The organism is Halomonas kalidii, from assembly GCF_030010475.1.
Lineage (GTDB): Bacteria > Pseudomonadota > Gammaproteobacteria > Pseudomonadales > Halomonadaceae > Halomonas > Halomonas heilongjiangensis.
In genome coordinates this window covers 13159-32507 of record NZ_JASCQN010000013.1, presented here as the reverse complement: position 1 = coordinate 32507, position 19349 = coordinate 13159, and the positions used below count along the sequence as shown (strand labels likewise).

Genomic DNA, 19349 nt, shown 5'->3' with positions numbered 1-19349 from the left:
CCATTGACTCCCAAGATCTTTATGACACGCTTCAGGTTGTACGCCAACACATGAAGACTCATTTCCGTGCTCACATTTCTGCGCCGCTTTGTCGCGAAGTGTGTCGCCCCCATCCAAGCCTTCAGCGTGCCAAAGGGATGCTCCACCGTTTGTCGCCTTAGGCGCATCATCTCTGGATTCCAATCGAGGCGTGACTGTGCGGCTTCAAGCACATCTTCATGCTCCCAGCGCTTGATCCGTCGTTGCTTGCCAGTCGTGCATTTTTCTTTCATGGCACAGGTTGCACATGCCGAACTCCAGTAAGCATGCAGCTTCATCCCTTTATCTAACGTTTCATACCGCCATGTCAGCCGCTGTCCAGCGGGGCAGGAATATTCATTGCTCTCAGGGAGATACCGAAATGCGTCTCTTGGGAAAAAGCCCTTTGCCTGGCTTGGCGATGTCAGCGGCTTGGGGAGATAGGTAGTGATCCCTTCCTTGTGACAGGCCAGAATCTCCTCGCCCTTGAAGTAGCCTCTGTCAGCCACGACCTTCAGCTCCTTGATGCCAGTGGCCTCCCGCGCTTGCTTGGCCATATTAGAGAGCTGCCCCCGGTCATGCCCGACGTTGGTCACCTCATGGGCCACAATCAAATGGTGCTGGCTATCCACCGCAGTCTGTACGTTGTAACCCACATTTCCGGTACCTCTGCCACTGGTGGCCATCGCTCTGGCATCTGGATCCGTCAAAGATACTTGCTGATCGGGAGACTTCAACCTCTCCTCCTCAACTGCTTGTAATCGTGCAGTCTCTTCCCGGAGCTTCGTGATTTTTTCCTTCAGGTGCGCTGTTTTGGCCTCGGCCAGAGCAGGCTCATCTCGGTCGGCTGCATCAAGCTGACCAAGGTACCGGTTGAAACTTTCTTCGATCTGCTCAAGGCGACGTTTCATCTTGGTCGCAGTGAAATTTCGGTTGCGGTTGTTGACGGCTTTGAACTTGCTGCCATCGATGGCCACGATGGCTTGTGAGAACAGGTCCAGCCGCCGGCAAAGCACGATGAACTCTCGACAGACACGGCGGATGGCCTCGCCGTTATCCTTTCGGAAGTCTGCGATCGTCTTGAAATCCGGTGTCAGGCGCTCCGTCAGCCACATCAGCTCGACATTACGCTGCGTCTCGCGCTCCAGGCGACGACTCGACTGGATACGATTGAGGTAGCCGTAGATATAGAGCTTCAGGAGTACAGCGGGATGATAGGCGGGCCTTCCTGTCGCATGCGGATCGACGCCCTTGAAACCAAGCCCTCTGAGATCGAGGCCCTCCACGAACGCCTCAATAGCACGGACCGGGTTATCGTCTGCGATGAAGTCGTCCAAAAGCGCGGGGAACAACGTGCTTTGATCTCGGGCTTCTCCTACCACGAATCGCTTCATCGCCATTTCCTCAGCGAACCTTGGCAAAGTATAGCGGCCGGTGCGTTTTCACACAGCCTCGGTCGACTTCTGCCCTTCGACTGAGCCGACCTCCGCCGCAATCATTATTGTCTCTATCAAACGTGGGGCGCTTCCGCCATCGCGCAGCAGAGCTGCGCTCCCACGAAAGCCGTTGCCCTGCCAATCGCGGTGCACAATTTTCGACCAGGCACGCTACCGCTGGAAGGTACCGCTCATTGGGCCCCTCCCTGGCGGTTGCAGGCCGCCGGAATGCCTCCATCGGGATAACATTAGAATCCGATTGGAAACATTCACTTACACTCAGCTTACTAAAGAAAGCTTCGGCTTGCGTAGTCGAAGCCTGAGAAAAAAGTCGTAGGGTGTTGGCACCTTCGGCTGAGCGCCGCTCAGGGCTTGAAGTGCTGCTCGCCGTTGATGCGCTGGCGCACCCGCGAGGTCTCGTAGTAGATCTGCTTGCGGGCGCGGTTCTGGTTGCCCAGGGGGCGGTGCTCGGGCAGGGCATGCCAGGGGTTGATGGTCAGCTCGCGGGCCAGGCGGTCGCGCTCCGGGGTGTCGAATGCCTGGCGGGGGATGCGCAGCCGGGCCACGGGCACTTCCGGCGAGGTCCAGATCACCGAGGCGTCCTCGATGGGCATGGTCACCGGGTCTTCCTGGAACTGGAGGCGCAGCTCGAACACCACCTCGTCGACCTCGCCCAGGGTGCGCACCATGGCACGGCGCAGGTAGTCGTCCGGGGCCGGCAGCGGCACCGATGAGCGGCGCTCGAGCAGGGGCACGAAGCGGTACTTGATCGCCCTGCCCTTGCCGAACAGGTAGGGCACGCAGCTCCAGTAGTTCGCCTCGAAGGGGCTGCCGTGGGCCTTGGCGTAGAGCGCCTGGAGCAGCATGTCGAGGTAGTGGGAGTCGAAGGGGTTGAGGAAGTACCAGATCGGCAGGCCGGCGCCGATCAGCCGCTGCAGCTTGGCGTTCTCGTAGACGTCGGGGGTGGTGAAGGTCGGCGCGCTGATGCCCGAGAAGTCCTGGGTGTGGGCCTCGTCGTCGAGCAGCGTCTCGCCCGGCACGCCGAGCACCTTGACGCCGAGGCTGAGCACGCCGTTGTTGCGGATATCCGGGGTCACCCGCGGCCCCGGGCCGCCGAAGCGCACCCAGGCCTCAAAGCGGCGCGGGTCGGCGAACAGGCCGCAGCGCAGCTCGTCGGGCAGCTCCAGCACCTCGAACTCGGCGGCGAGCAGGCCGTAGGTCTTGGTGTTGCCGGCGCGCTCGGCGGTGCCCTGGCGGTAGGTGCGCAGCAGGAAGTCGCTCATCTGCTCGGTGATGCGCCGGGTGACCTCCTCCTCGCCGGCCAGGCGGCGCTCCTCGGCGATGGCCAGGTCGGCGTCGATGGCATGCTGGCGCCGGCGCCGCAGGATCCACCCCTGCAGCGCGTCGGTGGCCGGTTGCTGGAGCAGCCGGTCGACGCCGTTGCGCAGCCGGGTGGCGCGCCGCGACAGCGAGACGCCGGTCTCCAGGGCGCGGTTGAGCGCGCGCCCGGTGCGCAGCCACCAGGTATCCGGCAGCAGGATGGCCGGCGCGGCCGGGGCGCTGATCTCGGAGGTCAGCCGCCGCGGCGGCGAGGCCAGGTAGCGCAGCGCGCGCAGGCCCGGCACGAAGAAGTAGGCGCCGCCATGCACCCGCACGAAGCGTGGCAGGTCGTGATGGCGGCGGCGCACCGGCTCGCCCTGCACGGTGAAGGTGGCCCGGCCCTCACCCCGGGCGCCGACCAGCGGGTCGGTGTCGGCGTGCAGGCCGGCGAAGTTGGGGTTGTCGATCCAGGTCTGCTGGACGAACTCGAACTGGCGGCTGATATCGGCATTCAGGCACAGGAAGTGCAGGCCGCGCTCGATGCCGTCGTCGTCGGCGGCGAGCAGGTCGTCCGGGGCCAGGCTCTCCGCCAGCGGCGGCCCGTAGGCGCGCCCGCGCCGCAGCAGGCGGTGGCGACGGTTGATCGCCAGGGAGTCGTCGGTGCCGGGCTTGGGCGGCAGCATGTCGCGGGGGTTGGTGCGCCGGATATGCGCGCCCAGGGGGCACTTGAGCCCGTCGGCGTCCTCGTGGTGGTAGCCGAAGTCGTTGTCGGTGCCCTCGCCCGCCGGGCGCTGGGGCGCCTTGACCAGCGGCTCGCCGTCGGGCCAGCGGCCGACCATCCTGGCCGCCAGCGCCAGCCGCGTCTCGCGGTCGGGCGTGGCGGCATAGAGCCAGGACCAGAAGCGATGGACGTCCTGGCCGAGCTGGCGGAACACCAGGTAGCTGCCGTTGCGCCCCAGGTCGTGCAGGTCGCTGTCCTCGGCCACCTCCGGCAGCAGGTTGTCGGGGTCCTCGATGGGATCGATGAGTGGGCCCATGGTGAGCTGGTCGCGGGCGTTGGGGTAGCCGAGGATGAACTCCCCCGGGGCGACCAACTGCCGCGGGTCGTCGCTCGTGCTGACCCCGGCCAGCTTGGGCTGGGAGATGCCGTCGCGGAAGCCGAAATGCTCGCGACCATCGGCCAGCGGCTGGCTCTCCAGCGCCGCGACCACCTCGATGCCGGCCGCGGCCAGGGCCTGGCGCTGGTCGGCCAGCAGGCCGTCGAGTGCCTCGGGGGTGGCGGCGTAGCCCAGCAGCACGGCATGGATCGTCGCCCCCGCCGGCCCGCCCCACTGCCAGCGCTCGGGGGCGCTGTCGCCCTCGTCGCCGAGGATACGGCGGCGCCGGGGGGAACCGGCGATGCCCTCGCGGAACTCCCGGGAGAAGCCCTTGAGCGCCTGCCACGAGAGCTCCAGGTGCTCGAGGCCGGCCCAGGTGAAGGCCAGGTGCAGGCGGTGGCCGCCCCCGGGGCGGCCCGCCGCGGCGCTCTCGATGCCCGCCGCCACCTCGCCCACCCAGTCGCGGGCGCGCCCCGGCTCGCCGAAGGCCAGCATCAGGAAGCCGGCCTGGGGCAGCTCGCCGTAGCCGCTGAGCACGATGCCCTGGATATCGTCGAGTTCCAGCTCGCTGTCGTTGCGTGCCATGGGCCTAGAACCTCTGCAACCAGGCGCGGCACTGCGCCTCGCTCATGGAGCCGGAGAGCCCGGCGCGGATGGCCGCGTTGTTGGCCAGGTTGACCGCCGTCAGCCCGGCCAGCGCCGGCGCCCGGTACCACACCGCGGTGGGCACCTGGTGGTCGCGGTAGTAGGCCTTGAAGGCCTGCTCGTCGGAGGCGCCGCCGAACAGCAACCAGCGGGTGCGCGGCCAGCCCTCGCCGTTGCTGAACACCAGGTTGAGGCCGAAGGCGACGCGCTCGATGAAGTCGTCCTGGTAGCTCTCGGGGCTGCCGTCGAAGTTGCTGAAGAAGTACACCCGCCGGCCCTCGTCGATGATCACCCAGCGGGCGAAGTGGATGGTGTCGATCTCGGCGAGCTTGCCGCGGTAGAAGACCCGCGAGGCGGCGAGCTGCAGCAGCCACAGCGCCAGGTGCAGCACCAGGCGCCGGAAGGGCCCCGCCTGGATATGGCCCACGGCGGAGAGCTGGTTGTGCACGCCGCGATCCTCGTCGGCCTCGAGCCGGCGGATATGGGCATCCCGCGGGCGGCGGTTGTGGGGGGCGTTGGCCATCTCGTGCAGGCGCAGCAGCAGCAGCGCCAGCAGGGTCAGCGGCAGCAGCAACACGGCCACCACCAGCCCGGCCAGGGCGATGGCGCCCAGCAGCAGCCAGCCCCCGAGCCAGCGCCAGCGGTCGGGGCCGGGGGCCGGGGTCAGCGCTTCGCGCAGGTCGTCACGCTCGCCGACGAAGCGGATCAACGCCCGGCGCACCGTCGCGGGGGTGCTGTCCTGCCAGTCGCTCGCGTCCAGGTGGCGCTGCAGGGCCTCGTGCAGGCGGGCCTCCAGGCTGACCTGGGCCAGGCTGCGGCCCAGCGTATTGACGTAGAAGGCCCCCACCCGCTGGCGGTGGTCGGCGAGATAGGCGCGAACCTGCGCCTCGGAGGCGTCGTCGGGAAAGTCACGGCAGTGGGAAAGCAGCTCGCGCAGCCCCTCCCCGCCGACCGCGACGAGTTCGTCCAGGTGAGCATCGAGGTCGCCGTCGACATTGGTGGTCAGCACCAGTTGGGGTGGGTAGCGGCGCCCGCCGCGACGGTGGGCCTCGGGGAGCAGCACCAGCCGCGCGAAATGCACCCCCTCGAGCCGGGCGAAGGGCAAGACGGCGTTGCCGTCGGGGTCTTCGTGAAGGCGGTCGAGCAGGGCCCGTAGCGGAGCCTCGTGCCCGGGGCGCACGGTCATGACCAGGTTGAGGGCTAGTTGGGTGATCATCGCTCCATCCTTAGACCTTGTTCGAAAACTGCCCGCGCTTGCTGCCCGGTCCCCCGCTCTTCCGATGCCGGCATAACCCTTTCTTCCCGCAGTCTAGTCAGACTTGAACATGGCAGCGTAAGAAAACCGTTGACTATACTTCCTGCGTCTCATCGCCGATCGAGAAGGAATCGCCCCCGGAGCCCCGCTCCCCGGTGCGCTTCCCCAGGGAGGATTGCGGCATGTCACCATCGCTTCCGGGCTCCCCCACCGTGGGGCTCCGTTCTCGCCCCTCGCCTCTCCGCCACCGCCGGCACGGCCTCGCCGCCATGGCCCTGCTGGCACTGCTGGCGGCCCCCGGCGCCGGGCTCGCCGCCGACGAGGCGATCGCGCCCCACCCCGAGGCCGACAAGCCCTCCTGGCTGGCCACCTGGTCATCGCTGCGCGCCTGCAAGCGCCTGGTGGCCGGCGGCCTGCGCGAGGTGCCCGACGACCGGGCCGACCGCTTCCTCGGCAAGGTGCAGGAGGACACCGCCCTGTGCCGGGGCGGCAAGCGTGCCGTGGAGGCCCTGGGCCGCGACACCCCCTGGGTCGACTGGCAGCACTACTGGGCCACCGGCGCCGGCGCCTCGCGCAACGCCAACTACGACGACGGCTGGCTGCGCCCTTTGGTCGGCGGGCTCAGCGAGCGGGTGCACCTCAACCCCAACGACCGCGGCATCGACGGCGCCCTGATGGACCTGGAGTACCAGCGGGTCGAGCTGATCAAGTTCAACCTCTTCGACAACGCCACCTACCGCGACTATGTGCAGGGCCGCGACGGCGCCCCGGGCACCACCCTGACCCGCTGGGATGCCATGCGCCTGCCGCCGGAGCACCCCGAGTACCGGGCCGTGGGCGGCGACGCCGAGCAGCTGTGCCGGGGCGAGCTGATCCGCCACCGCACCCTGACCGGCATCTGCAACGACCTGCGCAACCCCCTGATGGGCTCGACCGGCACCCTGTTCGCCCGCAACGTCGAGTTCGACGAGACCTTCCCCGACGCGGGCCACACCGACCTGACCCGGGCCCGCCACGGCGACCGGCTCGGCCCGATGACCCCGGACCCCCAGCGCATCAGCCGGGAGCTGTTCACCCGCGAGCAGTCGCGGCCCGAGCTGTGCAACCAGGGCCGCGGTCTGCCCGGCCACTCGCCCGAGGCGCACTGCGACTACCACCAGGCGCCCTTCTTCAACGTGCTGGCGGCCTTCTGGATCCAGTTCATGACCCACGACTGGTTCTCGCACCTGAGCGAGGGCGAGAACGATCGCACGGGCCTGCAGTCGGCGGGCTGCGACCTGCCCGACGCCGAGGCCGCCGCCCTCGGCTGCCGCCCCGATGACGCCTTCCAGCCCAGCCTGGTCGCCCAGAGCGACGCTCCCGAGGCCTTCGAGCACCAGGGCGAGCAATACCTGACACGCGCCCACCGCACCTTCAACAACAACGTCACCGCCTGGTGGGACGCCTCGCAGATCTACGGCTACGACGAGATCAGCGCCAGCCGCGTCAAGCGCGACCCCGAGGACCCCGCCCGCCTGCAGCTGGTGGCGGGCGACGGCAACGGCCCGGGCTACCTGCCGCGCTTCGGCCCCGGCTGCGACGTCGCGCCCGACGACGCGGCGTGCGAGCGCATCCACCCCGCCTGGGCCGGCCAGGAGGCCGCCGCCTTCCCCGACAACTGGACCGTCGGCATGGCCTTCTACCACAACGTCTTCGCCCGCGAGCACAACGCCTTCGTCGAGGGCTTCCGCGAGCAGGCCGCCGCCACCCCGGACGCCGACTCGGGGCTGCGCGACCCGGCCGAGCCGGCGCGGGTGATCCGCTACCGGGACGTCACCGACGACGAGCTCTTCGAGGCCGCGCGCCTGGTGGTCGCGGCGATGATCGCCAAGATCCACACCATCGAGTGGACCCCCCAGCTGCTCTACGACGAGCCGCTCTACCGTGGCATGAACTCCAACTGGAGCGGCCTCTTCCACGAGCACGCCCTCGTCGAGAGCGCCCTGTCGCGGGTGCTCGACCGGCTGCGCGCCTCCGACGACGATCGCCACGCCAACGCCTGGTACTCGGTGCTGGCGGCCGGCCCCGGGATCTTCGGCCTGGGCAGCGAGCGCTACGCGGATGGCTCGCTGTTCGCGAAGCTGCGGGGTGGGCGCCAGGACATCTGGTCGCTGGAGAACCCGGACCACGTCAACGGCGGCATCAACCACTTCGGCTCGCCGTTCAACTTCCCCGAGGAGTTCATCACCGTCTATCGCCTCCACCCGCTGGTGCCCGACCTGCTGGAGGTGCGCGACCTCGACGAACCGGACCGGGTACGGAAGAAGGTGCCGGCGCTGGAGGGGTTCCGTGCCGGCGCCAGCGACCTGCTGCACGACGAGGGCCTCGCCGACTGGGCGCTGAGCATGGGCCGCCAGCGCCTGGGCCTGCTGACCCTGGGCAACCACGGCCAGTTCCTGCAGAACCTGGACTTGCCGCACCTGGGCACCGACAGCGGCAAGCTGGACATCGCCGCGCTGGACATCATTCGCGACCGCGAACGCGGCGTGCCACGCTTCAACGAGTTCCGCCGCCAGTACGGCCTCAAGCAGCTGACCGGCTTCGACGACTTCATCGACACCACCCTGCCGGAAGACTCCGCCGAACGCCGCCGCCAGGAGGCGCTGGTGGAAAGGATGCGCGAGGTCTACGGCCAGCACGTCTGCGACGCCGGCAAGGTCATCTCCCACGCCCAGCGCGACGCCGAGGGCCACTACCCCGACGACTGCCTGGGCCACCCCGACGGCACCCTGGTGGACAACATCGAGGACGTCGACGCCGTGGTCGGCTGGCTCGCCGAGCCGGTGCGCCCCCACGGCTTCGCCATCTCCGAGACCCAGTTCGTGGTGTTCATCCTCAACGCCTCGCGCCGCCTGTTCAGCGACCGCTTCTTCACCTCGAGCTTCCGCCCCGAGTTCTACACCCGGCTGGGCCACGACTGGGTGATGCACAACGGCCCCGACGGCGTGGTGATGGAGACGGCCACCAGCAACGGCCACCGCCAGCCGGTCTCGCCGCTGAAGCGGGTGCTGCAGCGCACGGTGCCGGAACTCGCCGGTGAGCTCGACCCGGTGGTCAATGTCTTCGACCCCTGGGCGCGGGCGCGCGGCGACTACTATTCGCTGGAGTGGACGCCCCGCCCGGGGGCCGAGAACGACGATGCCTTCGCCCGCTGAGCGCGCCGCCGGCACGCTGGCCCTGGCCCTGGTCCTTTGGCTGGGGCTGGGGCTGGTCGCCGGCTGCAGCGACGACCCCGAGCTCGCCCTGGGCGAGGAGCGCATCGCCCCCGACGAGGCGGCCCTCGAGCGGGCCATGACGGCGCGGATCCTCGAGATCGGCCGGCGCCACGAGGCGGCGGGCGAGGCCATCCCGCGCTTCAACCAGCCCAAGACGGTGGCCTGCGCCCGCGCCACCTTCGAGGTCCCGCCCCACACGGGCGAGCTGGCCCGGGGGCTGTTCGCCGAACCCGGCGAGTACGCGGCCCTGCTGCGCTTCGCCAATGCCACCCAGCAGGACGACCGCGTGAAGGACCTGCGCGGCCTGTCGGTGCGCCTCGCCGGCGTGGAGGGTGCCGAGGGCGTCGACGGTACGCGCGGCCGCCAGGACTTCCTGTTCAACAGCCACCCGGCGCTGTTCGCCGGCACCCCCGAGGACTTCCAGCGCTTCGTCTCGGCGGTGGCCGACGACCGCCTGTGGTGGTACTTCCTCAACCCCCTGGCGCCGCAGCCGAAGTCGCTGTGGATCGCGCTGCGCGCCCGCAGCCGGCCCGACAGCCCCCTCGCCATCGGCTACTACAGCACCACCCCCTATCGCTACGGCGACGACGAGACCTCGGCGGTGAAGTATGCCGTGCGCCCCTGTGACGGGGAGGCGGCGAACGGCGATGGCGCGGACGGCGACGACCCCGACTACCTGCGCCACGCCATGGCCGCGCAACTGGCCGGGGGCGAGGCCTGCCTGACCTTCATGGTGCAGTTCCAGACCGACCCGGAAGAGATGCCCATCGAGGACGCCTCGGTGGCCTGGGACGAGGACGCCTCGCCCTTCCGACCGGTGGCGCGGCTCAGACTGCCGCCCCAGGAGATCGACGCCCCGGACGCCCTGGCACGCTGCGAGTCGCTGGTCTTCAACCCCTGGAACACCCACCCGGCCCACCGCCCCCTGGGCGGCATCAACCGCATGCGGCGCGACCTCTACCAGGCCGCCGGCGAGCTGCGCACCACCCACAACGCGACGCTCTCGGTCGACGAGACGCCCTGACGGACAGAGGAGACCCGCGATGAGCACCACCGTGCAGCAATGGCTGGACATGCCCCGGGAGCAGCTCGACGAGCTCTACCGGCGGGCCGAGCCGGGCGCGATCCCCAACGGCGACACCCGCGGCACGCCCATCGTCACCGGCAGCCCCCTCGCCCGGGCCTACGCCCACTTCGCCCGCCTGTTCGCCTGGCAGGGCAAGGTGTTCGACATGTTCGCCGAGGACGGCTCGGCCGGGGTGCTGGTCAACAAGGTCACCCCGCTGAGCCTCTCCTTCGTGGTCGCCAAGGTCTATCGGGCGCCGAGCTGGATGGACGACCGGGAGACCATCGTCATCGACTACTCGAGCACCTCCTTCTTCTTCCGGGCCGTGCGCGACGAGATCCGCGAGGTCGAGCCGGGGGTCTACCTGGGCAAGGTGTGGCTGGGCAGGACCCGCATCCTGGACTTTGCCCTGGAGTACAAGACCTAGGAGCAACTACCGGACATCATCTGCCCCGGCAGGGAGGGACGCCATGGACCAGTATCTCAAGGTCATATTTCCCACCCGGCGCCACGTGTGGATCGACGGCGTGGCGACGGGCTGGACCAACAAGGTGTGCCAGGTCGAGACGGGCCATCACGTGGTGACGCTCAGTCCCACCCACCCGAACTTCCAGCCCGAGCAGTTCGACCTGCTGGTCACGGGCACGCGCCCGGACGCCCCCCTGATCCTCGAATTCACCCGCAAGGACGCCGACACATGAGACACGTCACCCGGGCATGGACGCTGGCGGCGACCCTGCCGCTGGTGCCGCTCGCCGGCTGTGCCTCCTTCCCGGAGACCCGACCGCTGGAACATGTCGATGCCGCGACGGGCTACCGCTACGCCAACCTGGCGGACGCCAGCCAGGACGAGGACCTGTTCGTGATCCTGACCTTCTCCGGCGGCGGCACCCGCGCCGCGGCGCTCTCCTACGGCGTGCTGGAAGCATTGCGGGATTCCTGGGTCGAGATCGGTGGCGAGCGCCGCAACCTGCTGAAGGAGGTCGACGTCATCTCCTCGGTGTCCGGGGGCAGCTTCACGTCGGCCTATTACGCCCTACAGGGAGATGACATCTTCGAACCCGGTGGCCGCTTCCAGGCGAACTTCCTCTACAAGGATGTCGAGGCCAGGCTGAAAGGCCAGCTGTTCAACCCCTACAACTGGGCGCGATTGCTCTCGCCGACCTTCGGCCGCATCGACATCGCCGACGAGGTCTACCAGGACCTGCTGTTCGACGACGCCGACTTCGGCGACCTGGCCGCGCGTGGCCGCAAGCCCTTCCTGTTGGTCAACGCCACCGACATGGCCAAGGGCGCCACCTTCACCTTCATCCAGGCCCAGTTCGATCCCCTGTGCGCCGACCTGAACGGCGTGACCCTCTCCCGCGCCGTGGCGGCCTCCTCCAACTTCCCGGTGGCGTTCACGCCCCTGACCCTGAACAGCTATCCCGGCCGGTGCGACTACCGGGAGCCGGCCTGGGTCTCGAGCGGATTGCGGGATCTCGATTCGAATCCGCGACGCTACTACCGGGCCCGCAGCCTGCGCGACTATCAGGCGCCCGAGCGGCGCTACGTGCATCTCCTGGACGGCGGCGTCGCCGACAACATCGGCCTGCGTTACCCGCTCACCGCCATCCGCTCCACCGACGTGCCCTGGAGCGTGCTGCGCAAGATCAACCTGGAGCAGATCGACAAGCTGGTGGTCATCGTCGTCGACGCCAAGACCCAGCAGGTGCCGGACTTCGACACCTCGCCCCGGGCGCCAGGGCTGCGCGCGGTGGTAAGCAACATCGCGACGACGCCCATGGCCAACTACTCCTTCGATACGGTCGAGCTGCTGCGCCAGACCCTGCGCACCCGGGCCGACGCCCAGCAGGTCTCCCGGGAGACCGCCCCACCCGACGAGGCGCTGCACCGGGTCGAGCTGTACCGCATCTACGTCGGCTTCGACCAGCTCCAGGACGAGGCGCAGCGGGAGCGCTTCCTGAGCCTGCCCACCACCTTTCGCCTGCCCGCCGGGGAGGTCGATGACCTTCGCCGGATCGGCGGCGTCCTGCTGGAGCGCTCGCCCTGCTTTCAGTCGTTGGTCACCGGGCGTTATGACGAGATGGCCTGCGTGCACGGTGGGTCCTGACCCGCCCGGGGGTCAGGGCCCCTGAAAGGCCCGCAGGATGCGCACGCCGTAGTCCACCTCGGGGCGCTGGGCGAGGTTGAGAAACCGCACGCTCAGCTCGATCCGGGCACCGGGCCGAATCACGTCGGTGGCGGGTGGTGCGAAGGGAGCGGCATCGGGTGGCCTGAGGGTTATGTAGAGTGTATGCAACGGTTCCAGCCCAAGAGTCCGCCCCTCGCCCAGCACTCGCCACTCGCCGCTTCCCCTGGGCTCGAACAGCACATAAAGCGGCCCCACCTGGGGTTCACCCGAGCGGTTGTGCAGCATGAGCCGCTGGCGATAGAAGCCGTCGAAGGGTCCGTCGGGGTCATCCTCGATCTCCCCCGGCTCCACCGCGAAGGCCGCCGTCACCTCCTCCACCGGCATGGGGCTGCGTGAGGTCGGGATCGTCCACACGCCCGCATAGGCCCGGGTGTCCCGGTGAATCACGCGGATCACCGCGTGCCCTGGCACGCCCGGCTGCAAGGTCCAGCCTCCGTCCTCCTCCTCGACCACCCTGACCACCGCCGGACGACTCGAGGTCGCCCGCGTCCCGTAGGCCGCATGGCCGATATCCCGCACCAAACCGGCCGGGTAGCGCCCCTCGATGGTCAGGGCTCGTGGGCGCAGGCTCCTGTCGTCGGCCTGTACGAAGACGACGCCATGCGGGGCCAGTCGCAGCTCCCTCGGGCCGCCCAGCAGGGCGAGGGCCTGCGGTGTGGCGGTGGGCCGAGCCAGGATGGCCCCGGGATGGAGGGGCGACGCCGAGCGTTCCGGCCGTAGGGTTTCCCCCCATAGCGACCAGGCCGCCAGATAGGCGACGAACCCCACCAGGCCAGCCACCAGGGCCACCCCGGTCAAGCCGAGCTGACGACGCCGGCTGCCCGGCCGCCAGCCCTCACCGGGGCGCCGGTAGAGGCTTGCCAGCAGGAGGCCCGGCCAGGCCCAGCCGACGACGGCCGGTAGTTGCAGTTGGAGCTCCGCCAGAAACCCCGTGGGCGGCACCAGCCAGGCTCGGAACCAGAACAGGCCACTGCAGACCCCGCCCAGCAGCGCCACATAGATCACCTCACCGCGAGATGGCCACTGGCGTCGTTCGGGTGACGCCAGCAGGATGGCCGCGATGGCCAGTACCAGGCTCATCGCTACCAGTTTCCACGCCAGCTCTCCTGCCCCGAAGAGGTCGGCGTCCGGCAGGCCGACCAGTCCCAGGGTCAGTATGGCGGCCAGCCAGGCCTTGACGTTCAAGTGCACCGATCTCCTCTACTCGCCCCGCGGATCGCCCGGCAGGTAGTGACCGGTCGCGGCGCGGTAGGCTGCGGAGGTGTTGTCGCCGGGGATGCCGTCGACCTTCAGGAAGATACCGGGGAAGGTGTTCAGCCAGCGCTGCAGGTTCTCGGCCCGCTCGGCATCGGCCGTGCGGCGGGTGGCGTGGCGCGACACCAGCGGTTCGCGTTCGGCGGGCTCGGCATCCGTGGCGGCATAGAGGGTGACGCGGGGCTGGTCGGTGAAATCCACCAGCCCCTTCTCGGCCAGGCGCCGCAGCACCACCGCCGCGCCGCACTGCCTGGAGACCGCCGTATCGGACCAGCGGCCATCGGCCACGTACTTGCCCCGCGTGTAATGCTCGGAGAAGCTCCACAGGTAGGGCGACAGTACCTCCGGGTGGTGGCGCCGATAGCCCCAGCCGTTGTAGCGCTCGAGCTGGAAGAGCGTGCCCGCCAGGCTCCAGTCGGTGCGCTCGCCCAACTGCTTGAGCGCCATGGCGTCGATGGCGCTCTCCTCCCAGGTGAAGGGCGGCGAGCCCTGCTTCGGCCGCCCGGCGGGCACCTGGACGGTGCGGGCGGTGAGCGGGTCGCCGTTGTGCAGGTGACAGGAGAAATTGCCGCCGGACTCCATGTTGTGGACCAGGGCGACGAAGCTCCAGGGCACGCCCCGGCGCGCCGTCACGGTGTCGTAGCGGGAACGGTGCTGGACCAGCTTGTCGATGGTGCGCTCGACCTCGGCCATGCGCTCGGGGCGAATGCGGCAGTTCTCGAACAGCTGCTCATACTCGCGGCGCAGGCCAGCGTTCAGGGTGATCGCCATGGGGACCTCCCGAAGCGGGCCCCACGTTCGACACACCGCAAGCCCGGAGCCCCGGGGCTTGATGGATCAGCGCTTCATGGGTCAGCATAGCCTACCCCGAGAGGAGGGACCCTCGAGGATATGCATTCCTCATTCCTCCTGCCGGCGGGCGGCGGCGAAGCGATCCAGCAGCGCCTCCAGTCCGAACTCGAAGGCGTCGTCCGCCCGGATGCCGGAAAAGGCCTTGAGGGCGAAATCGAGGCCGGGCATTGTTCCTGCGGGGAAGGCGCCCGCCTGCTTCAGCAGGAAGCGCTCATGCTCCGCCGGCTCCAGATGCGCCACGTGGGAGTTGGCGGCGGCCAGGCAATGGAGGGCGAGCACATGGTAGAACATCGCGCTCTGCTCGGCGTCGAAGCCCGCTTCCCGGAACATGCCGAAGGCGTGATCCAGGTAGGCCGCCCCGTAGTCGGTCTCCCCCGCGCGGACCTTCTGGAATACCCGGAACTTGGCCTTCGTCTGGATATACTCAGCCGCCCCCCGATGATCGCGCTCGCACGCCATCAGGATGCAGGCGAACCGACGTAGGCGATCCCGCCAGGGCAAGGCCTCGGGGATCTCTCTCAGCCGTGCCAGAAGCTGCTTGTAGAAGCGGTTGAGGATCGCGGAGGTCAGGTCGTCCTTGGTGCCGATGTGGTAGTGCAGGGCACCGGGAACCACCCCCAGCATCTTGGCAAGCCTGACGAAGGAGACGTCCTCGAGGGGCTCGCTCCGCGCCAGCTCGTAGGCCAGCTCGATCACCGCCTCTCGGCTGACGACTCCCTCCCCGTTGCCACCGTCCAGCCGCGGCCGCCCGCGGCCGCGCCGCTTCTTTTTCTCTGTCTGTTCCATGCTTTAAAATTGCCACACTATCAAATCAGCTTGCAAGCGTCTTTTTATTGATATAGCCTCAATAACTGAGCAGCATCCCTCTGACAGCGAAGATTCGAAAGGAGCGACTGCAATGACCGAGAAGCTTGGAACGCGCGACGATGCCTCCTCGGCGAAGAGCTTCAACGAGGCAATGGGCGTCGGTACGGGCGATCTCACCGACGTGAAGCATGCCGCGGAGGATGGTATCCAGCTGACCCTGCACGGCGTCGACCACACCGCTCGCCCGACCTGGAAACTGAACGAGACGGTGGAGTTCTACCGCGATGTGCTCGGCCTGCCGCTGGTGCATGCGATCACGGCGCGCGGCTGGGGCCCTCCGGGTCACCACGACTTCCTGCACTTCTTCTTCGATGCGGGGAAAGGCGCCACCATCGCCTTCTTCTACTACATCGGCAGCGAGCGCCCCGAGAAGTACGCCCCCGAGGAGCACCATTTCTACTTCGCCACCCACACCGCCTGGGCCGTGGACAGCGAGGAAGAGCTGATCACGTGGAAGGAGACGCTGGAGAAGCGCGGTATCCAGGTCTCGCCCTACACCCGGCACGAGATCCTGGAGTCGATCTATTTCACCGACCCGAACGGCTATCCGGTGGAAATCACCCGCCGCCTCCGCGACACCGAGTCGATCGACGAGGTGGACGCCCGCCTGACCATGCAGGCCGCGATGGAAGTGGAGTCCGAGGCGCGCGCCGCGGGCCGGCTGATGGAGGACATCGATGCCGTCTGGCACCGCAAGGCGAAACTGGTCGACGCCTACAAGGAGGACGCCCAATGATCGAGGTACATGTCATCGATGTCCCGGAGTTCCGGCCGATGGTCGAGACCCTGCGCGGCCTGCCGGCCGTGACCATCACCGGTCCCGTGAAGGGCTACTGGACGATCTCCGCACCGGACGAACTGACCTTCAACCGCAGGGCGATGAAGATGAAGCCCGCCGTCTGGTACGGCATCTTCACCGGCGGCCTCAACGGCGAGATCGCCCACTGGGGGCGCGACGAAGTGCGCATCGTAGGGACCAGCCGGCCGCTCTAACCCGTCCGGCCGCGCTAGTAATTGTTAACAGCTCCTGGGGCATGAGAAGCCCTCCAGAGACACTCCCCGGTAACGGGGTCATTTCTGGCTATTTATTGATTGGGTATCAATATGACGCTACTCTCGAAAAGGACAAGAACAAGGAGGCCACGATGCCATCGGTAGACTTCAAGCCACTGGCCGGGCTCCGGGGCGCGCAGTGGGACCCGGCGCGGCTGCCGGCCGACATGATCGCCTCGGTCCACACCCTCACGACCGTCGACGGCGCCAACGTCACCGGCTATCTCTATCGGCGCGGCGATGAGAAGGCCGTCTGCTGCCTGATGCATCCGCGAGAGATCCTGGCTACCCACTACCTCGTTCCGGAGCTGCTCGAAGCCGGCGCCGCGGTATGGGTCCAGGGCTCCCGCAACCCGGGCAACGACCTGCGGCTCGAGCACGAGCTGGCACTGCTGGACGTGGATGCCGGGACGACCTTCCTGAAGGAGCGTGGCTTTGATCAGCTCGTGCTCGTCGGCAACTCGGGCGGCGGCGGGCTCTACGCCTACTACACCGAGCAAGCCAACCTGCCCCCGGCACAGCGTGAGACACGCACGCCTGCCGGGCGACCGGTGAAGCTCGCCGAGGCCTCGATGGCAAGGCCCGATCTGCTGGTGCTGGTGGCACCGCACCCCGGCCAGGGCCTGCTGCTCATGAACTCGTTGGATCCCTCCGTCACCGATGAACGTGATCCGCTCTCCCTGGATCCCACCCTCTTCCCCTTTGCCACCGGGAACGGCTTCTCCCGCGATGGGGCGAACTATTCCCCCGAGTTCATCGATCGCTATCGGGCGGCCCAGCGAGCCCGTGTCGCCCGGATCGATGGGATCGCACGGGAGCTGGTCAGCAGGCGCATGGAGGCACGCCGGCGGGTGAAGGCCGGCGAGGCCTCCGACCGGGAGCGGTTGATAGCGGGCTGGCAGCACATCTTCGAGGTGCCACGCACGGATGCCGATCTGCGCAACTGGGATCTTTCCCTCGACCCAACCGACCGCACCCTCGGATCGCTCTGGGGACGCGACCCGTTCAAGACCAACATGAACGGGGTCGGCTTCGGCAAGGTCTGCACGCCGGAAAGCTGGCTTTCGACCTGGTCGGGGCTCTCCTCGAAGGCTGGCGTGCTGCGCTGCGCACCGGTGATCGACCAGCCGACCTTCGTCGTGCGCTACACCGCGGATGCCTGTGTCTTTCCCGAGGAGATCGCCGCGGTCTTCGACGCCCTCGGCACCCCGGACAAGGACCAGGTGTCGATCCGCGGCACCCACCACGGCCAGCCCCTCGCGTCCGGCGAGCCCAGTGGCCAGACCATCGCCGGCGAGGCGATCCGCGGCTGGCTGAATGACCGGCTCGTCACCTGAGTCGCACCGGAGGAAGAGATCATGACCTACCAACCGCAGCACCCCATCGCCGGTGTCGTCTATCCGCCCGCCGCCGACCTCGAGCGCTGGCACGAGGCCGGAGCCCTCACCGCCGAGACGCTGGCCGATGGCTTCCGCGCCACGGCCCGGCGGCATGCCGAGCGGCCCGCCATCCTCTGGCTCGACGGCGAGTACCGCTACGCCGAGCTGGACGCGATGACCGACAGGGTCGCGCACGGGCTCCTGACGCTCGGGCTGAAGCCGCTCGACCGGGTGATCTTCCAGCTCACCAACAAGCCGGAGACGCTCATTGCCTTCCTCGCCTGCTGGAAGGCTGGGATCATTCCGATCTGCACCCTGGCCGCCCACCGCGAGGCGGAAATCGGCTATCTCGCGGCGTTCGGTGGCGCCAAGGCCCACTTCATCGAGAGCGACGAGACCAAGTTCGACTTCCATGCCTTTGCCAGGAAGATGCAGGGCGAGGCGCCCGGGCTCGAGCTGATCATCTCGACCCGCGGTACCCCCAGGGAAGGCGCCGTCGACCTGGCGGCGCTGATGGCGAGCGACCCGGACGAGGCACGCGCAGCACTCGAGGCCGTGCCCCAGGACCCCTGGCAGGTCGCCGCCTTCCAGCTCTCGGGCGGCACGACCGGGGTGCCCAAGATCATTCCGCGCATCCATGCGGAATACCTCTACAACATGCGCCAGGTCTGGACCTTCAAGGGCTGGAACACGCAAGACCGCCTGTTCATCCCCATGCCCTTTGCGCACAACCTCAACATGGGCTGCGGCTGGGGGCCTTTCCTCATGAACGGCGGCACGGTCATCGCCACGCCTCGGGTCGACCAGGAGGCGATGCGCGAGGTGCACAACGCCCTGCGGCCCACGATCATGGGCGCCGCCAAGCCGATCATCATGCGCATGAAGGCGGAAATCGCCCAGGGGCACCTCCCCACGGAGACCCTGCGCGAGATCTTCTCTACCGACGCCGCCGAGATCGTCACCCGTACGATGGGTGTGGAGGGTCATCACCTCTTCGGGATGACCGAGGGCACCATCATGTTCACCCGACGAGGCGACAGCGAAACGATTCGCTTCGGCACCTGCGGACGCCCGATATCGGAGCACGACGAAGTCAGGCTGCTCGAGCCCGGTACCGAGGACGAGGTCGCCGAGGGCCAGATCGGTGAGCTGGCCGTGCGCGGTCCCTACACGATCCGTGGTTATTACCATGCCCCGGAGCGCAATGCAGAGACCTTCACCCCCGACGGCTTCTACCGTTCCGGCGATCTGATGCGGCGGCATCGGATCGATGGCCAGGACTACTACTCCTTCGAAGGCCGTATCAAGGACGTGGTGGACCGTGCCGGCGAGAAAGTGAACTGCGAAGAGGTCGAGCGCGCCGTCATGGCCCACCCTGCCTTCACTGACGTGGCGGTGGTGGGCATGCCCTCGCCCACCCACGGGGAGCGCATCTGCCTCTACGCCGTGGTGGAACCCGGCGTGACCCCGCCCAGCGTCGAGGAACTCGGTGCCTTTCTCAAGCAAGTGGGTCTGGCGATCTTCAAGTGGCCCGAACGCATCGAGCTCATCGACGCCCTGCCCCTGACCAAGGTCGGCAAGCTCGACAAGGCCATCCTGCGCCAGCGCATCGAAACAACATTGAAGGCCGAGGACGCCATGACATCCAGGAACATCTGA

General features: G+C 68.1%; 15 protein-coding genes. 9 read left to right on the top strand and 6 right to left on the bottom strand.

Features of this window, described 5'->3' with window-relative positions; all coding sequences use genetic code 11:
• The 3 genes from QLQ85_RS02480 to QLQ85_RS02470 form a co-directional block, all read right to left on the bottom strand.
• Nucleotides 1–1412, bottom strand: a 1412-nt coding sequence (locus QLQ85_RS02480; RefSeq protein ID WP_282737540.1) for an IS1182 family transposase, incomplete at its 3' end; no start/stop codon positions are given.
• A gap of 407 nt (nucleotides 1413–1819) precedes the next feature.
• The gene (locus QLQ85_RS02475) at nucleotides 1820–4456 is read right to left on the bottom strand and encodes a hypothetical protein (RefSeq protein WP_282737539.1); all 2637 of its coding nucleotides are present in this window, start codon (nucleotides 4454–4456) and stop codon (nucleotides 1820–1822) included.
• Nucleotides 4457–4460: 4 nt separating this feature from the next.
• Entirely contained in the window at nucleotides 4461–5732 is a 1272-nt protein-coding gene (locus QLQ85_RS02470) for a hypothetical protein (RefSeq protein WP_282737538.1), read from the bottom strand.
• Nucleotides 5733–5953: 221 nt separating this feature from the next.
• On the opposite strand from QLQ85_RS02470, the gene QLQ85_RS02465 reads away from it, so the two are divergent.
• The 5 genes from QLQ85_RS02465 to QLQ85_RS02445 are packed head-to-tail and all read left to right on the top strand — an operon-like array spanning nucleotide 5954 to nucleotide 12204.
• Nucleotides 5954–8965 carry a peroxidase family protein gene (locus QLQ85_RS02465; RefSeq protein ID WP_282737537.1) on the top strand — a complete coding sequence of 1004 codons (3012 nt, stop codon included), beginning with the start codon at nucleotides 5954–5956 and terminating at the stop codon, nucleotides 8963–8965.
• Nucleotides 8949–10049 (top strand): catalase family protein, encoded by a 1101-nt coding sequence (locus QLQ85_RS02460; protein ID WP_282737536.1) that lies wholly within the window; start codon nucleotides 8949–8951, stop codon nucleotides 10047–10049. Before QLQ85_RS02465 ends, QLQ85_RS02460 begins: the two co-directional genes overlap by 17 nt.
• A 19-nt stretch (nucleotides 10050–10068) precedes the next feature.
• Nucleotides 10069–10518: a hypothetical protein gene (locus QLQ85_RS02455; protein WP_282721245.1), complete on the top strand. Its 450-nt coding sequence runs from the start codon at nucleotides 10069–10071 to the stop codon at nucleotides 10516–10518.
• A gap of 43 nt (nucleotides 10519–10561) precedes the next feature.
• Nucleotides 10562–10792: a hypothetical protein gene (locus tag QLQ85_RS02450; RefSeq protein WP_282737535.1), complete on the top strand. Its 231-nt coding sequence runs from the start codon at nucleotides 10562–10564 to the stop codon at nucleotides 10790–10792.
• Nucleotides 10789–12204, top strand: coding sequence for a patatin-like phospholipase family protein (locus tag QLQ85_RS02445; protein ID WP_282737534.1), 1416 nt, complete (start codon nucleotides 10789–10791; stop codon nucleotides 12202–12204). Before QLQ85_RS02450 ends, QLQ85_RS02445 begins: the two co-directional genes overlap by 4 nt.
• Before the next feature lie 12 nt (nucleotides 12205–12216).
• Here QLQ85_RS02445 and QLQ85_RS02440 read toward each other — a convergent pair whose 3' ends face one another.
• From QLQ85_RS02440 to QLQ85_RS02430, 3 genes are all read right to left on the bottom strand, one after another.
• A complete protein-coding gene (locus QLQ85_RS02440; RefSeq protein ID WP_282737533.1) occupies nucleotides 12217–13470 on the bottom strand; it encodes a hypothetical protein in 1254 nt (417 codons plus the stop codon).
• Between the two features lie 15 nt (nucleotides 13471–13485).
• Nucleotides 13486–14310 carry a hypothetical protein gene (locus tag QLQ85_RS02435; protein ID WP_282737532.1) on the bottom strand — a complete coding sequence of 275 codons (825 nt, stop codon included), beginning with the start codon at nucleotides 14308–14310 and terminating at the stop codon, nucleotides 13486–13488.
• Between the two features lie 129 nt (nucleotides 14311–14439).
• Nucleotides 14440–15177 carry a TetR/AcrR family transcriptional regulator gene (locus QLQ85_RS02430; RefSeq protein ID WP_282737531.1) on the bottom strand — a complete coding sequence of 246 codons (738 nt, stop codon included), beginning with the start codon at nucleotides 15175–15177 and terminating at the stop codon, nucleotides 14440–14442.
• 112 nt (nucleotides 15178–15289) lie between these two features.
• Between QLQ85_RS02430 and QLQ85_RS02425 the strand changes: the two genes are divergently transcribed.
• The 4 genes from QLQ85_RS02425 to QLQ85_RS02410 all read left to right on the top strand — a co-directional run bounded on the left by QLQ85_RS02425 (nucleotide 15290) and on the right by QLQ85_RS02410 (nucleotide 19349).
• Complete coding sequence (locus QLQ85_RS02425; protein ID WP_282737530.1) at nucleotides 15290–15994, top strand: VOC family protein; 705 nt, start codon at nucleotides 15290–15292, stop codon at nucleotides 15992–15994.
• Nucleotides 15991–16251, top strand: coding sequence for a hypothetical protein (locus tag QLQ85_RS02420; protein WP_282737529.1), 261 nt, complete (start codon nucleotides 15991–15993; stop codon nucleotides 16249–16251). Before QLQ85_RS02425 ends, QLQ85_RS02420 begins: the two co-directional genes overlap by 4 nt.
• A gap of 152 nt (nucleotides 16252–16403) precedes the next feature.
• Nucleotides 16404–17648, top strand: a complete 1245-nt coding sequence (locus tag QLQ85_RS02415; RefSeq protein ID WP_282737528.1) for an alpha/beta fold hydrolase — start codon at nucleotides 16404–16406, stop codon at nucleotides 17646–17648.
• A 21-nt stretch (nucleotides 17649–17669) separates the two neighbouring features.
• On the top strand, nucleotides 17670–19349 hold the full coding sequence (locus QLQ85_RS02410; protein ID WP_282737527.1) for an AMP-binding protein: 1680 nt from the start codon (nucleotides 17670–17672) through the stop codon (nucleotides 19347–19349).

Excerpts from the sequence above, each read along its gene's own strand:
- QLQ85_RS02475 (WP_282737539.1), bottom strand. The coding sequence starts at position 4,456 with ATGGCACGCAACGACAGCGAGCTGGAACTCGACGATATCCAGGGCATC.
- QLQ85_RS02470 (WP_282737538.1), bottom strand. The coding sequence starts at position 5,732 with ATGATCACCCAACTAGCCCTCAACCTGGTCATGACCGTGCGCCCCGGG.
- QLQ85_RS02465 (WP_282737537.1), top strand. The coding sequence starts at position 5,954 with ATGTCACCATCGCTTCCGGGCTCCCCCACCGTGGGGCTCCGTTCTCGC.
- QLQ85_RS02460 (WP_282737536.1), top strand. The coding sequence starts at position 8,949 with ATGCCTTCGCCCGCTGAGCGCGCCGCCGGCACGCTGGCCCTGGCCCTG.
- QLQ85_RS02455 (WP_282721245.1), top strand. The coding sequence starts at position 10,069 with ATGAGCACCACCGTGCAGCAATGGCTGGACATGCCCCGGGAGCAGCTC.
- QLQ85_RS02450 (WP_282737535.1), top strand. The coding sequence starts at position 10,562 with ATGGACCAGTATCTCAAGGTCATATTTCCCACCCGGCGCCACGTGTGG.
- QLQ85_RS02445 (WP_282737534.1), top strand. The coding sequence starts at position 10,789 with ATGAGACACGTCACCCGGGCATGGACGCTGGCGGCGACCCTGCCGCTG.
- QLQ85_RS02435 (WP_282737532.1), bottom strand. The coding sequence starts at position 14,310 with ATGGCGATCACCCTGAACGCTGGCCTGCGCCGCGAGTATGAGCAGCTG.
- QLQ85_RS02430 (WP_282737531.1), bottom strand. The coding sequence starts at position 15,177 with ATGGAACAGACAGAGAAAAAGAAGCGGCGCGGCCGCGGGCGGCCGCGG.
- QLQ85_RS02425 (WP_282737530.1), top strand. The coding sequence starts at position 15,290 with ATGACCGAGAAGCTTGGAACGCGCGACGATGCCTCCTCGGCGAAGAGC.
- QLQ85_RS02420 (WP_282737529.1), top strand. The coding sequence starts at position 15,991 with ATGATCGAGGTACATGTCATCGATGTCCCGGAGTTCCGGCCGATGGTC.
- QLQ85_RS02415 (WP_282737528.1), top strand. The coding sequence starts at position 16,404 with ATGCCATCGGTAGACTTCAAGCCACTGGCCGGGCTCCGGGGCGCGCAG.
- QLQ85_RS02410 (WP_282737527.1), top strand. The coding sequence starts at position 17,670 with ATGACCTACCAACCGCAGCACCCCATCGCCGGTGTCGTCTATCCGCCC.